Raw genomic sequence first — 14,287 nt, forward strand, 5'->3', positions numbered from 1 at the left:
GGCTCGGCAGGGCCGCTCAACGGGACCACTTGGTCACCGTGATGCGGGTGCCCTCACCTGGGGCGGAGACCAGGTCGAACTCGTCGACGAGCCGCCGCGACCCGCTCAGGCCGAGCCCGAGACCGCCCCCGGTGGTGAATCCGTCGGTCATCGCCTGCGCGATGTCGGAAATGCCGGGGCCCTCGTCGGAGAAGACCAGCCGCAGGCCGGGCCGCAGCCCGGTGGAGACCTTCTCGACCTCCACCCGCCCGCCGCCGGCGTGCACCAGGACGTTCCTGGCCAGCTCGCTGGCGGCGGTCACAATCTTGGTTTGGTCGACCAGGGAGAGCCCGATCTCGGCCGCCACGCTCCTGACCTTCTGGCGTACCAGTACGACGTCACCGTTGGTGGCGATGGGCATCTCCTGCGGCCCGCTCACCCCTCGGCGCTCCTCGCGTGCTCCAGCATCACGACTCCCTTTTCGAGGTTGAGGGCCGTGCGCACGCCGCCGAGCGACAGTCCCAGTTCCACCAGCGTGATCGCCACGGCGGGCCGCATCCCGACCACCACGGTCTCCGCGTCGAGCATGCGCGTCATCGCGGCGATGGTGGACAGCATCCGGCCGATGAACGAGTCGACGATCTCCACGGCGGTGATGTCGATGATCACCCCGCGTGCTCCGGTGGACACCACCGTCTCGGCCAGGTCCTCCTGGAGGGAGAGCACGCTCTGGTCGTCCAGGTCGATCTGGATGGAGACGATCAGGATGTCGCCGAGCTTGAGGATCGGCACACGCTCCATCAGTCGCGCTCCGCCCTGACCGCGACCCGGGTGGTCGCGGCGCCCTTGACCTGCACACCGCTGCGCGTCAGCGTGTACGCCAGCGCGTCGGCGAGCGACGCCTTCGTCACGATGTCGCCGAACTCGATGCCCAGCGTGACGATGGTGTGCGCGATCTGCGGGCGGATGCCGGAGATCACGCACTCCGCGCCCATCAGCCGGGCCGCGACGACGGTCTTGAGCAGGTGCTGCGCGACCTCGGTGTCCACCGCGGGCACGCCGGTGATGTCGATCACCGCGTGCTCCGAGCCGGTGTCCACCAGCGTCTGCAGCAGCTTCTCCATCACCACCTGCGTACGGGCGGAGTCGAGCGTGCCGACCAGCGGCACCGCGACGATCCCCTCCCACAGCTTCACGACAGGGGTCGAGAGTTCGAGAAGCTGCTCGGCCTGGTCGATGATGATCTTCTCGCGGGCGGCGGAGTAGGTCTCGAAGGTGAACAGCCCCAGGTCGTCGATCAGCCGCGACAGCCAGGCGAAGCCGCGCAGCGCCTCGGTCTGCCCGTCGGCCTCGACCTGTTCGTACACCGCCTCCTTGAGCGAGAACACGACCCGGGCGGTGTCGGAGGGGGTGTAGCCCTGCCGGGCGCGGGAGCGGGAGAGCTCGCCGAGCAGGCCGCGTACGTCGGCGAGGTCGCCGTCGCCGGTGAGGGCCGTGCGCAACGCCTGGTGCAGATCCCGGAGTTCGTCGATCGGCGCGCCGGAGATCTGGCTCCACCGCCGCAGCAGCGGCTCCTCCTGGGAAGTGAATATCTCAACGATGCGCCGCCGGGCGGCGTCCGCAGGAACGGTCACGTGTACTCCTGACGACGGCAAGGTGTCTCACCGCAACGCTACCGTCAGAAGGACATACCACCGCCCACAACTGGGACATTACCGGCATACCGGAAGGTCAGCGGCACTTGCGGCAGGTGCCGAAGACGGTGAGGTGGCGCACGTCGGTCGCGAAGCCCAGCTCCGCGTCGAGGGCCGAGACGAGGCCGTCCACGAGCGGGGGGGCCACCTCGGTGACCTCGCCGCAGCCCCGGCAGACGAGGTGGACGTGATCGGCCTCCGAGGCGAGGTGATAGGTCGGAGCGCCGTGCCCCAGGTGGGTGTGGGTGACGAGCCCGAGCTCCTCCAGCAGTTCGAGGGTCCGGTAGACGGTCGAGATGTTGACCCCTCTGGCCGTCCGCTGCACCCGGGCGCAGATGTCCTCCGGCGTGGCGTGCCCCAGCTCGGTGACCGCTTCCAGCACGAGCTGGCGCTGGGGGGTGATCCGGTAGCCGCGGGCCCGCAGCTCCTCGTGCCAAGTCTCGGCCATGACCAGAAGTTTAGGTCGTGGCGCGGAAACCGGCCTCCGCCACGCCCCGGGGGGCGGCCGATAATCCGCTTGCCCCTTCGCGGATCGCTCGCATAACTTGAAGGCACGCAGAAGGGAGGTGGTCCAAACAATGGTTGATCATTATTGGGCTAGCGAGGTGGCTGTCCGCTAGGACTCGTCCATCTGGACCCTCCGTCTGGATGTCGTACGACGTCCCGGCGAATCCTCGACAGACACCGGAACCCCGGGCAGCCGGCGGCCGCGGACGAACGTCCTCGGTCATGGTCCAGCCGGCCCGCCTCCCCAGGACGCGGAGCGCGCCCGGGGTTCTTTCTTTTCCCCCGCTCCCGCTCTCGTCAGCCCTGCTCGTCGAAGTCGCCGGTCCTCCTGAGCTCCGCGGAGGCGTGCGACTGCAGGGGGTGCCCCACGGCCGCCATGTCGTAGGCGTACATGAGGTTGCCGTTCACCAGGCCGTACAGCCGGTGGCCCGCGTTGTACTCCTTGGCCGTCGTGGTGCGCGCGACCACGTCCGTACGCAGCTCGATCTTGTGGAAGACGACCTCCCCCACGTAGATCTCGACGATGCCGGTGGGATGCGCGAGGCACACCTCGATCTGGCGTCCGGGCTGGATGCGCCAGAAGCCCGCCTCGGTGGACAGCGGTCTGACCTTGTTGCCCTCGGCGTCGAGCAGCCAGCTACGGCTCCGGTAGCTCAGGAACGGCTTCCCGTTGTGCCCGAACACGACTTCCTGGCCGAAGTTGGCGCTCTCCATGGTGGGATAGCCGATCACGCCGGCCCCCTCCCAGCGGCCCAGGAGGAAGGCGATCGGCTCAAGGTCGGGGTGTACGTCCATGGAGACGAGCTTAGAGGCGGTGGACGGCCCTCCCGACAGAACCGCACAGCCCGGCCGCGGGGCCTCAGCGGCCGAGGCCGGCGTCCCGCCCCCGGATGATCGCCTCCGCCCGGTCGGCCGCCTGGATCTTGCCGAGCACCGCGTGCACGTGGTTGCGCACGGTCTTCTGGGACAGGAACAGCCGCGCGGCGATCTCGCCGTTCGACAGCCCGGCGGCCACCAGGTCGAGCACCTCGTGTTCACGGGCGGTCAGGCCGGGGAACGCCGTGGCGGCGCCGCTCTGCGGCCTGGGGGCCAGGAAGTCGGTGATCCGCCCGGCGAGGACCGCCCCGAACACCACGCCGCCGCCGGCCACGGTGGTGATCGCGCGCACCACCTCCTCGGGTTCCGCGCCCTTGAGCAGGTAGCCGCGCGCTCCGGCGCGGAGCGCCTCGAAGATCGTGCCGTCCTCCTCGGACATGGTCAGCACCACGACACCGGTCTCCGGCCGCTCCCGCAGGATGTGGCGGGTGGCCTCGATCCCGTCCATGCCGGGCATCGAGACGTCCATGACCACGACGTCGGGCTCGTGCCGGGCCGCCTGCTCGACGGCCTCGGCGCCGGTCGCGGCGGTCCCGACGACCTCGACCTCGTCGATGCTGCCCAGCAGGGCCGCGAAGCCCTCGCGGAACACCGGGTGGTCGTCCACCACGAGCACCGTCACCGGGCGCTGTCCCGTCATATCCCCACCTCTTCCGTCGTCACCGCTCGCGTCACGGCCTCGCGCCTCGTGGCGGGCGGTCCGATGGGCAGCCGCGCCCACACCCGCGTGCCGCCGAACCCGGCGGAGGTCACGCTGCACGACCCGCCGAGTTCGGCGGCCCGTTCGCGCAGGGAGACGAGGCCCACGCCGCTCACCACTCCGTCGCCGAGGCCGACGCCGTCGTCGGTCGTCACGACGTCGAGGCACCCCGCCTCGCCGTCGCGGGTGAGCGTGATCACGCACTCGCCGGCCCCCGCGTGCCGGACCACGTTGGTGAGGGCCTCGGACGCGATCCGGTACGCCGCCACCTCGACCGCCGCCGGGAGGTCGGACAGGTCGCCGTGCTCCTCGACCCGGACGGCGAGCCCCGGGGCCCGCAGCCGCTCCGCCTGCTGCCGGATCGCCCCGACCAGCCCGACGTCGTCGAGCGCGGGCGGCCGCAGGCCGTGCACCAGGCGCCGCACCTCGGTGAGCATCCCGGTGAGCTCCTGCCGGGCCAGGCCGAGGATCCGGTCCGCCTCCTCGGGCGAGCGGCGGGCGGTGATCCGCGCGGTGTCGACGCGGGAGGCGACCGCGGCCAGGGCCGGCCCGAGACCGTCGTGCAACTCGCGGCGCAGGCGGCGGCGTTCGTCCTCCACCGCCGCGACCAGGCGCTCGCGGCCGCCCTGCAACTCCTCGGCGAGGCGTACGGCGCGGGCGGCCGCGGCGGCCTGCCGGATCAGGTCGGCCAGCAGGCGCTCGTCGTCCGACGAGAGCCGGGTGCGGGAGGGCGCCTGGCGGGGCAGCAGCAACCGGCCGATCTCCTCGCCGCGGTAGGTGATGGGCAGGGCGCGCGTCCCGGCGGGACGCTCGCCGTCCTCGACCAGCAGCCGTTCACCGCTGACCTGCGTGATCTCCACGCCGACGTACGGCGACCGGAAGGCCCGCGCCACCGTCCGCGCCAGCGTGAGAAGCTGCGTCCCCGAGTCGTCGGCCCGCTCCAGCCGCTCGGCGAGCCCGGACATCACGCGGTAGGGATCGTCCCGTTCGCCCACGACCCAGCGCCGCACCAGCCGCCACAGCCGGTGCCGTAGCTGCGCGTACAGGATGGCGACCGCGAAGACGGCGATGACCAGGCGTTCCCCCTCGTTCAGGCGCGGCCCGAGCAGGCGGCCAGCGCCGCCGAGGACCAGCAGGTCGAGCAGGACGGTCAGGGCGAGCAGGGCGCCATAGACCACGGTCCCGCCGAGCAGCCGGTCGATGTCGACGAGGTCCGGCCGGACGATCCCGACCGCGACCGATCCGGCCGTGAGGACCAGGGCGATGTCGAGACCGGCGGTGCCGAAGTCGTTCGGCAGCAGCCGGATGGTCAGCATGACCAGCAGGTCGGCCACGGCCGCCCACAGCAGCCAGCGCATGCGCGCCCGGCCGACGCCGGCCGACCTCCGGTAGCGCCGCACCACCACGACGAACGGCGCGAGGAGGCTGAGCGGGATGCACAGCTGGGCCACCAGGAGCACGCCGCTCCAGACGGCGTCCGGCAGCGGGACGTACAGCGGATCGAGGTCGAGGGCGGTCAGCGGCGCGGGGATCGGCCGGGAGTCCGTGATCGCCTGCGCGATGGCGGACGGCACCGCGACCAGGACCAGCGGGAGCAGGCTCGTCAGCGCCAGGCTGACCAGCGTGACCCCGCGCCACCAGCCCGTGGGCATCTTCCCGTCGGGGTAGAGCAGCAGCACCAGCGGCAGCAGCAGCAACAGTCCCGCGCCGAGCCGCTGGTAGACGAAGAAGGCCGCCGACCCGCCCGGCAGTGCGGGGTGGTGCAGAGTTGCGTAGGCGAGCCACGAGGCGGCCGCGTCGTCCACCGCCCACCAGGCGCCGAAGACCGCCATGAGCCGGCCCAGGGGATGGCGCGCGTGCCGGGTGAGCACCGCCGCGCCGGCGGTGGCCAGCGCGACGCCCGCCATCGCGTCGGGACCCGCCGGAGGCAGGTCGAGCAGGACCCGATGGGCCTGCGGCACCCGCAGGCCGATCAGCGCCGCCGCCACCGCCGCGGCCATCGCGACCACGAGGAACGCGAGCCCGGCGACGTTCAGGCGCACAGGCCGACGAACCATCACAAACCGCACCAGAGCAGTGTGCCGCAGGCGGAACGGGATGTCCCTAGGACGCGCGTCCCGTCCGTCCTGGGACACGAGACGGGCCCGGAATCGGGACGCCGCACCCTGACGGCCCGGGGCGGTGGTTCAGCAGGATCGTCCCCGTCGCCGCGGTGATCCTCACCGCGGCTCCACCCCCGAATCGAAGGAAGCCCGATGACCAGCACCTCCCACGTCCCGGCGCACACGGACCCCGCCGCCCCCACCGCCACTCCCACCGGAGGGCTCGCCGACTCGACGGTGCGCCGGCTGGCCCTGGGCCTCTCCACCGGCGCGCTGACCTGGTCGGCCGTCAGCTTCGTCTACGGCTTCGACGTCGCGGGCGACCCGGGCCTCATGATCACCGACCTGGCCGGCCTGGCGTTCCAGATCGGCGCCCAGTGCCTTCTCACGATCATGCTCCGCACCGGTGCGACCGGCGTGAGCCGCGTGGCGCGCGGCATGGTGCATGCTGAGCGGGTGCTGCTGGGCCTGGCCATGGTGTGGAGCCTCGTCCACGGGCTCTTCCCGGCCGCGCGTGACACGGTCTGGCTCGGGATCCTCGACGCGTTCTGGCCGCTGTCGATGCTGGGCATGTTCGTGCTCGGTGTCAAGATCGCCATCACCGGCCGGTGGCGCGGGGCGGCCCGCCTGTGGCCGCTCGTCGCCGAGAGCTGGGTGGTCGTGACCCTCCCGACCCTGGCGATCTTCGGCACCTCGGTGTCCAACGTCGTCGGCGCGGCCCACCTGCTGGTGGGGTACACCACTCTCGGGCTCGTCCTCGCGTTCCGTCCCGACCTGGTGCGCGGCGAGAAGTGAGTGGCGGAGAACGCACGGGGGCCCGGCGGACTAGGCTTCCGTTATGGCACGATCTTTGGTGATCAAGGTGACGGCCGGGGCGGACGCCCCGGAGCGCTGCAACCAGGCCTTCACGGTCGCGGCGGCGGCGCTGGCGAGCGGTGTCCCGGTCTCGCTGTGGCTGACCGGCGAATCCTCCTGGTTCGCCCTGCCGGGGCGGGCCAAGGAGTTCACCCTGGCCGAGGCCGCGCCGCTGGAGGACCTGCTCGCGGCCGTCCTCGCCGCGGGCAGGGTCACGCTGTGCACGCAGTGCGCCGCCCGCAGGGGCATCACGGTGGACGACGTCATCGACGGGGTCCGCATCGCGGGAGCCCCCACGTTCGTCGAGGAGGTCCTGGGCGAGGGCGTGCAGGCGATCGTCTACTGATCCCGCTCCGGGCCCGCCCGGCGATCGGCCGCCGGCCCCCGATTTCTCGGGGACCGGAGGCGCGGGCGGGTCAGGCGGGCAGCACCGCGCGCAGGCGCTCGTCGCGCAGCGCCTGGTACCAGCCGTCGTCGATCGCGGGCAGCGGCCCGGTCACCCAGCTCAGCAGCAGGTCGGCCAGCGCGGGGTTGCGGGCGAGCGCCGGGCCGTGCAGGTAGGTGCCGATGATCCGGCCCGCGTAGCAGCCCTCCGTGCCGTCACCGTTGCCGGTGCCGACGACCGTCCTGGACAGCGGGCGCACCCCCGGGCCCAGCCTGGTCACGCCCATGTGGTTCTCGAACCCGGTCAGCGTGGGCAGCCCCAGCGCGGGGTCGACCTCGGCGGCCAGTTCGCCGACCGCGCGCCGCTCGCCGCGCCCCGAGCTGATGTCGAGCAGGCCGACGCCGGACACCGGCTGGCCCTCCTCGCCGCCGAACACCGTGCCCATGATCTGGTAGCCGGCGCAGACCGCCAGCAGGGCCGCACCCCGCTGGATCGCGGCGTGCAGGCCGCCGTCGCGGCGCAGCCGCTCGGCGCCGAGGATCTGCGGCCGGTCCTCGCCGCCGCCGATCAGGTAGACGTCGCCCTGCTGCGGCACGGGGTCCGAGGAGCGCACGTGGATGGTCCGGGTGGGGATCCCCCTGGCCCGGGCCCGCTGCTCCAGCACCAGGACATTCCCCTGGTCCCCGTACGTGCTGAGCAGGTCGGGATAGATCCAGACGATGGACAATTCAGACGGCACGGCCGAACTCCGCTCGGATCTGCTGGAACGCGGTGTAGTTGGCGATCACGTCGATCTTGCCGGGGGCGAGGACGGCCACCGCCTGCTCGAACGACTCGCAGAGCTGGAAGGGCACCTCCGCGACGGCCAGCCGCAGCGCGAGGTCGAGGCGGCGTTCGCCGGTGACCAGCACGGGCCGGCCCCGCAGGATGCGGTAGTCGACGTCCCACAGCCAGGAGGTGTCGCGGCCGTCCGGCCCCTGCGCGTTCACCGACAGGATGATCGGCAGCGCCGGGTCGGCGACGTCGAACGCCTCCAGCCAGCCGGCCGGGTTCTTGGCCAGCAGCAGGCGCAGCGATCTGCCCTCCCGCTCGACGGTGGTGTAGCGGCCCGCGACCGAGGTGACCGTACGCAGCCGGGGCAGCGCCCGGCCGGGGTCGAGGCCCAGCGTCTCGGCGACCGCCAGCGCGACGGCGGCGTTCGCCCGGTTCGCCTGGCCGGGAAGCTGGAGGTCCAGCCGCCAGCGCTGCCCGCGGGGGTCGATCACGTCCTCACCGTCGAGCACCCAGTTGGGCTCGGGACGGTGGAAGGTGCACTCGCGGCACGCCCAGCTGGTGTCGGCGAGCTGGGCGGCGGTCAGGTTCTGCCCGCCGTTGCCGAAACCGGCCCGGTCGAGCGGGCCGCCGCACTCGGGGCAGCACCAGGAGTCCTCCCGCCAGCGCTGCCCGGCCGCCACCCACGTCACCCGGGCGGCGGTGGACGCGCCCCAGGTGACCAGCGGGTCGTCGCAGTTGGCGATCACATGGGCGGGCCGGCCCGCGAGCGCGCGGCGCCACTTCTGGGCCAGCAGCCAGATCTCGGCCGCCCGGTCCATCTGGTCACGGCTCAGGTTCATGAGGCAGACGATCCCGGCCTCGGTGGTGTCCAGCACCTCGGGGAGGTACTTCTCGTCCACCTCCAGCACGCCGTACGGCGCGCCCTTGCTGGAGGCGAGCGCCGACACGTGCCCGGCGGGCATGTTGGCGCCGAACGCGTTCGTCGCCACGTCGCCGAACTCCTGCAGCGCCGAGGTGATGAGACGGGTCGTCGTGGTCTTGCCGTTCGTCGCGCTGACCAGGACGAGCTTGCGGTCGGCCGCGAGCTTGCGCAGCAGGTCGGGCTCCAGCATCAGGCCCACCCTGCCGCCGATCACCGAGCCGTCGCCGCGCCCGGTGGCCCTGGACAGCGTCGCGGCCGTACGGCCCAGAGCACTGGCGAGCTGGGCCCGCAACGGAAGCTGACTCATGCCCAGATCCTAGTGCCCCCGCCCGAAATCACGATCCGAAGGACAGCTCGGCGGGGGTGTCGCCGTCGAAGGGCAGCACGAACCGGCGCGGCCAGGACAGCACGGTCTCCAGCCAGCCCGCGCTCATCGTCTGGGCGATGTATCTGATCCGCTCCCGCGGCTCGACGCCGATGGCGACCGTCGTCACGTCCCGCTGGATGCCCTCGTGCTCGTCGTCGCCGAGGATGACCCGCCAGGCCAGCGCGCGGTTGCGGTCCACCTCCATCGACAGCGGGTGGTGGCGCAGCGCCTTGGCCCGGTGGCCCAGCAGCTCCGTGCGCACGCCGACCGCCACCGCGCCCTCGGCGGGCTCGGCGCCGTTGACCCCCTGGTGGGGGTACGGCCGGCCGGCGGGGTCGGTGCCGAACAGCGGATACTCCATCGCCGGGGCGGGGCTGCGCAGGTTGGGCGCGGGATGCCCGAAGGGGAACAGCCGGTCCACCTCGTGCAGCCAGCGGACCTGCGGGATGACCCAGGCCGCGCCCGGCCGCTCGCCGGCGCGCATCGGCGGCTCGCCCTCCGCGCCGTCCGCCTGACCGGCCGCGAGCAGCCCGGCCGCGACCTCGGCGGCCTTCTCGGTGAGCAGCGCGGGGTCGAACCACGTGCGCAGCGACCAGGCGCGGCGCGACACCGACCGCTCGACCAGCGTGGCCAGCAGGCACTCGCGCCGCTTGACCGGCAGCTCCGCCCAGATGTCGGCGAGCACGCGCGGCACGCCCGGCAGCGACCGGTTCGTCACGAACGCCAGGACCGCCGTGTCGGTCCAGATCCGCAGCCAGGCCCACTCGGGGGCCACCGCGAGCAGGTCGGCCTCGCGCAACTCCACCAGCGTGCAGGCCTTGCCCGTACGGCACTCGCGCCCGCAGGCGGCCGAACGGCGGCCGCAGATCGGCGGGACCGGGCCGAGCGTCTCACGCTCGCGGTCCTCGCCCAGCGGCACCTGGACGCGCAGCGGGCGGTCCATGCCGTCGGCGAACACCGCGGCGAAGCCCGGCTGGAGCGACACGACCTGACGCGACTGGTCCTCGCTGAGGTTCATCGCCGCGCCGACCAGCGCGCGGTCGTCCTCGGCCGGGAGCCGGTGCACGACCTTGAGCGCGGTGTTCTTCACCACGTCGGAGACGAGCTTGGTCGGGATCTGCTCGGCCACGACGATGCCCTCGCCGTACGCCCTGATCTCGGCGAGCATCCCGGCCAGCAGTTCGACGGCGTGGGTGGAGGCCCGCTGGGAGCCCCGGTCGCGCAGCAGCCGGTGGGCCTCCTCGATCACGATGACGTGCCGCAGGCCGCCGACGCCGTCCTCGGCCCGCGGCTCGGAACGGGCCCGCATCCGCAGATGCTCGACGATCCGGATGATCAGCGTGCCCATGAGGAACGCCTTGTCCTCGTCGTTGGCGACGTCCTCGATCGCGAGCACCACGTTGCGCTGGAGCAGGCCGCCGATGTCGGCCGGGTGGCCGCCCTCGAAGAACCGGCCCGCGCTGCCGACGCGCAGGCTGCGCAGGCGCAGGCTGATGAAGCCCTCGACGTCGGCCTGGACCTCGTTGCCGTACCCGATCTCCTGGATGACCTCCAGCGCGTGCTGCTGGAGCTGCTCCAGCGTCGGCACCGCCGGCTGCACGGCGGCCCCCGGGATGCCGCCGCCGGTCACCACGTCCCAGCCGTTGGCCTCGTAGACGCGCTGCAACGCCAGCGACATGATCTGCGGGAACGGCTCCTCGGCGTCGAAGGCCGCCAGGAACAGCGCCCTGACCATGTCGATGTGCGCCTGCACGGGATAGCCGGGCTCCGGCGCGAGCGGGTTGACGCTGATCGGCACGTTGTCCGGCGCCGAGGGGTTGATGACGGTCAGCGGGCCGAGGTGCTCGACGCGGCCGGCCATCGCGGCGTACTCCGACTTGGCCGGTTCGATGGCCAGCCACGGGATGCCCGCGATCGTGAGCTGCTCCAGCAGGTGCCGTACGGTCTGGGACTTGCCGGAGCCGGTGGCGCCGGTGACGAAGGCGTGCCGGTTCAGCGTCGCGAGCGGCACCCGGAACGCGCCGACGGCGCGGTCCTGCCCGTCGACGATCGCGCCGAGGTCGATCGACTCCGAGCCCTCCACGTCGGCCTCGCTCGTCACGTCGAAGAAGCCGGCGTCCAGCACCCGGACCCCCGGCACCTCCCGGCGCGGCAGCCCGGCGAGCGCGGCGAGGGCCCCCGCCGTCGCCGCGAACGGCGCCGCCGCGCCGTCGGCCGAGTCCTGCAGGTCGACGGCCAGCGCCTCGGCGAAGCCGTACACCGACTCGCTCGCGCCGTCCCCCGACAGGGCGGGCAGCGTCATCGCGCTGCGCAGCCGGTAGGGGTGGTGGCTCATCTCCACCGAGCCGACCAGCACCGGCGCGATCTGGCGCAGTTCGTCGGGGCCCGCCGCGCCGGCGAGCACCCGGACGTTCCACAGACCTGCCTCGCGGAACGCGTCCAGCTCCTGCATCCTGCGCTCGGCCCGCTCGGCGTCGAACCGCGACCGCTCGGAGGCGTCGCCGTACTGGCGCAGCACGTTGAGCTGGGTGCGCAGGTGGGCGACCTCCGCGTCGAGCAGGTCGGTCGGCTCGGCGACGACCACCCAGGCGAACGGCCGGGACATGAGCGTGACCAGCGTCGACTCGAAGAGCGTGGGCCGCTTGGGCTCGTCCGGCTCCGGCTCGCGCCTGCCGTAGAGCGGCGGGGCCTGACGGCCGGGGCACGGCGTCCAGACGAGGTCGGCGAGGTCGGCCAGCCACTCGTCGCCGATCTCCACGCCCCGCGCGCCACCGGGGAACAGCAGCGGCTGCGGGCCGGTGACCGGCGGCTCCGGGGCCGAGGCCGCCCGGCGCGGCGGCTTGGGCGGCGTGAGCGGCCCCGCGTTGGTGATCAGCTCAAGCGGGGCACCCGACCCACGCGACAGCCAGCCGATGACGAACGGCCGGTTGCGCTGCGCGGCGGACAGGACCGCGGGGAGCACCGTGACGAAGTCCCACTCCGCGGACGAAGTGCGCGAGGGAGCGGTGATCGCCTGGATCCGGTACCACGGCCCGCTCAGAGGGAACGGATGCAATGAGACCCCTCAGTCGACGACGAACAGGGAAGAGACTCCTTCAACGATCACGCCCGCACACCTCGGTTGACGATGCCCTTACCGACCGCGGACCGTGTCATGGCCGCTTGCGCCAGTCGAGGCGGGGCGGCGGCGGACCGAGGTTCGGGGGGACCTCGGGCAGCGTGGACTCGGCCGGCTCCGGCTCGGGATCGGGTTCCCGCGGCGTCAGGGCGGCGCGGCGGATCTCCTCGAACTCCCCCAGCGTCGTCTTCGGGAAGGTGAGTATCGCCGGGTTCGCGTCCGCCAGGCGCACCTGGCGTCCCTCCGCCGTCGAGTAGGTGACGATCACGGAGGTCGTGGGAAGCTGCTGGAGCTGGTGCGGCTCGACCAGGAACTCCCGCGACCGCTGCAGGACCCCGTCGGCCACCGTGGGCGCGCGCCGGCCCCACTCGGTCGACTCCGTGATGTCCTCGCGCAGGTCGCCCTCCCGCATGTCCTCCCCCTCCGTACGGCCCTCGCCGACGGTGGAGGTGTAGAACCCGCTCGGGGAGGGGACCGCCGTGCTGAACGTCTCGGTGAGCTGGGCGAGTTCGAGGCGGTGCTCGGTGCCGACGTGCTCGCTGGCCACCCGGGCGTCCTCGGCGTTGCCCAGCCGCATGAACGCGACGGCGGCGTGCCCGCGGCCGAGCCGTTCCCGTACGGTCGGGGTGAGGCTTCGGTAGGTCAGCACGAGCCCGGTGCGTGAGGTTTCGCACGCGTCCATGAGCCGGTCGAGCACGTCGCCGCGGAGCTTGTCCGCGCCCGCGACGATGATCGTGTGGTACCAGGGCCGCTCGCTGGCCGGCGACTGCCGAAGGATGTGCGTGAGCGCGGTCGCGACGTACGTGCCGAGCACCCGGTTGCCGAACACGCCCGCCTGCCGGTCCATGCTGACCACCCGCAGCCGCGCGGGCGGCAGCCGTACGGCCTCCGAGCCCAGCGTCTCCAGCTTGCGTAGCTGGGACTCCAGCGCCCAGGCCCGCTCGATGACGACCCGGTCGGCCACGCCCCGGCCGAACAGCGTGCCGATGCGTTCGAGCTGCGAGGCGGTCAGCAGGCCGTACTTCATGTCGTCGCGCGGGTCGCCCACCTGCGCGAGCGCCCGCAGCGCGGCGGTGACCTGGCTGATCGTGGCGTTCTCGCCGAGGACCTCCAGCACGCGCTCCAGGATCGCGTTGTCGAAGCCGATGTCCCGGCTGGTCTCCTCGCTGACGCTCACCACGTGGGCCAGCACGTCGGCGAACGCCTCGGGCTTGAGCGTCGCCCCCAGGTCGAGCCGGGGCAGGTCGACCGGGAGCACCCAGACCAGCGGGTCGTCCCCGCCCCGGCGGGCGAGCTCGATGAGGTCCTTGGCGATCGCGCCCTCCGACAGGTCGAGCACGGTGAGGTGGCCGCCGCTGTAGAGGCGGGTCGCGCCGATCAGCGTGACCAGCGCCGACCAGCCGGTCAGCGTGCCGCCCGCCACGTCGACCCGGTCGATCTCGTCGGGCACCGCCACGGCGTACCAGGTGATCTGCTTGTCGAAGCGGTTCTTCTTCTCGGCCCAGTCGCGGTACTTCGCGGCGTGCTCCTCCTGGGCGGTGATGATCTCCCGCTGCCGCCGCTCCTGCTCCCGCAGCGCCTTGCGGCGGCGCTCGTCGAGCCGCTCGTTGACCGTACGGTCGCCCTGCCGGATGGCGTAGGTGCAGATGGCCGCCACACCGCCCGCGGCGACCAGCCCGAGCAGCACGAATGACCAGGTGAGCAGGCCGGTCACGCCGAGGACGAGGATCCCGGCGGCCAGCACGGCCATGAACGTGCGGAAGAGCCGTACCGGATGGTTGAGCAGGTCCTTCTGCAGACGCTCCCGGTGGACCCAGTCGTTGTTCTCGGCGGGAGGCTCGGCGACGTCCTCGCGCGCCGGCCGCTTCGGCGGCGGCCCCGGATCGGGGTACAGCAGAGCGTACTGCCAGCCCAGGTAGATCCGGTCCGCCTGCAACTGGGCATGCTCGGGGTGCGGGTCGCCCACGGGCCCTCCATGTCCGCCTAAGGTCACAGCGTAGGATCTGGA

General features: G+C 72.7%; 13 protein-coding genes. 2 read left to right on the forward strand and 11 right to left on the reverse strand.

Annotated elements, in window-relative coordinates; genetic code table 11:
- Window positions 1–16: 16 nt before the first annotated feature.
- From HHX37_RS34150 to HHX37_RS34180, 7 genes are all read right to left on the reverse strand, one after another.
- Window positions 17–400: an anti-sigma regulatory factor gene (locus HHX37_RS34150; RefSeq protein WP_150931307.1), complete on the reverse strand. Its 384-nt coding sequence runs from the start codon at window positions 398–400 to the stop codon at window positions 17–19.
- Window positions 401–414: 14 nt separating this feature from the next.
- Complete coding sequence (locus HHX37_RS34155; protein ID WP_182888039.1) at window positions 415–780, reverse strand: STAS domain-containing protein; 366 nt, start codon at window positions 778–780, stop codon at window positions 415–417.
- Window positions 780–1,613: an STAS domain-containing protein gene (locus HHX37_RS34160; protein ID WP_182888040.1), complete on the reverse strand. Its 834-nt coding sequence runs from the start codon at window positions 1,611–1,613 to the stop codon at window positions 780–782. The genes HHX37_RS34155 and HHX37_RS34160 overlap by 1 nt, the downstream gene beginning before the upstream one ends.
- A 97-nt stretch (window positions 1,614–1,710) precedes the next feature.
- Window positions 1,711–2,121 (reverse strand): Fur family transcriptional regulator, encoded by a 411-nt coding sequence (locus HHX37_RS34165; protein WP_111697701.1) that lies wholly within the window; start codon window positions 2,119–2,121, stop codon window positions 1,711–1,713.
- Between the two features lie 356 nt (window positions 2,122–2,477).
- A complete protein-coding gene (locus HHX37_RS34170; RefSeq protein WP_182879566.1) occupies window positions 2,478–2,975 on the reverse strand; it encodes an FABP family protein in 498 nt (165 codons plus the stop codon).
- A 64-nt stretch (window positions 2,976–3,039) separates the two neighbouring features.
- On the reverse strand, window positions 3,040–3,696 hold the full coding sequence (locus HHX37_RS34175) for a response regulator (protein WP_138460553.1): 657 nt from the start codon (window positions 3,694–3,696) through the stop codon (window positions 3,040–3,042).
- Window positions 3,693–5,798, reverse strand: a complete 2,106-nt coding sequence (locus HHX37_RS34180; RefSeq protein ID WP_182888041.1) for a histidine kinase — start codon at window positions 5,796–5,798, stop codon at window positions 3,693–3,695. The genes HHX37_RS34175 and HHX37_RS34180 overlap by 4 nt, the downstream gene beginning before the upstream one ends.
- 213 nt (window positions 5,799–6,011) lie before the next feature.
- Here HHX37_RS34180 and HHX37_RS34185 point away from each other — a divergent pair, with 213 nt between their 5' ends.
- Both HHX37_RS34185 and HHX37_RS34190 read left to right on the forward strand, forming a co-directional pair.
- Window positions 6,012–6,653 (forward strand): hypothetical protein, encoded by a 642-nt coding sequence (locus HHX37_RS34185; RefSeq protein WP_182888042.1) that lies wholly within the window; start codon window positions 6,012–6,014, stop codon window positions 6,651–6,653.
- Window positions 6,654–6,696: 43 nt separating this feature from the next.
- Window positions 6,697–7,059: a DsrE family protein gene (locus HHX37_RS34190; RefSeq protein WP_182888043.1), complete on the forward strand. Its 363-nt coding sequence runs from the start codon at window positions 6,697–6,699 to the stop codon at window positions 7,057–7,059.
- A 70-nt stretch (window positions 7,060–7,129) separates the two neighbouring features.
- Here the strand turns inward: HHX37_RS34190 and HHX37_RS34195 are convergent, their stop codons facing one another.
- The 4 genes from HHX37_RS34195 to HHX37_RS34210 all read right to left on the reverse strand — a co-directional run bounded on the left by HHX37_RS34195 (window position 7,130) and on the right by HHX37_RS34210 (window position 14,245).
- The gene (locus tag HHX37_RS34195; RefSeq protein WP_111697706.1) at window positions 7,130–7,837 is read right to left on the reverse strand and encodes a type 1 glutamine amidotransferase; all 708 of its coding nucleotides are present in this window, start codon (window positions 7,835–7,837) and stop codon (window positions 7,130–7,132) included.
- Window positions 7,827–9,101: a MurT ligase domain-containing protein gene (locus tag HHX37_RS34200; protein WP_182888044.1), complete on the reverse strand. Its 1,275-nt coding sequence runs from the start codon at window positions 9,099–9,101 to the stop codon at window positions 7,827–7,829. The genes HHX37_RS34195 and HHX37_RS34200 overlap by 11 nt, the downstream gene beginning before the upstream one ends.
- Before the next feature lie 28 nt (window positions 9,102–9,129).
- A complete protein-coding gene (locus HHX37_RS34205) occupies window positions 9,130–12,216 on the reverse strand; it encodes an ATP-binding protein (RefSeq protein WP_111697708.1) in 3,087 nt (1,028 codons plus the stop codon).
- A gap of 97 nt (window positions 12,217–12,313) precedes the next feature.
- Window positions 12,314–14,245 carry a hypothetical protein gene (locus tag HHX37_RS34210; protein WP_182888045.1) on the reverse strand — a complete coding sequence of 644 codons (1,932 nt, stop codon included), beginning with the start codon at window positions 14,243–14,245 and terminating at the stop codon, window positions 12,314–12,316.
- Window positions 14,246–14,287: the final 42 nt, after the last annotated feature.

The organism is Microbispora sp. H10885, from assembly GCF_014161415.1.
Classification (GTDB): domain Bacteria; phylum Actinomycetota; class Actinomycetes; order Streptosporangiales; family Streptosporangiaceae; genus Microbispora; species Microbispora triticiradicis.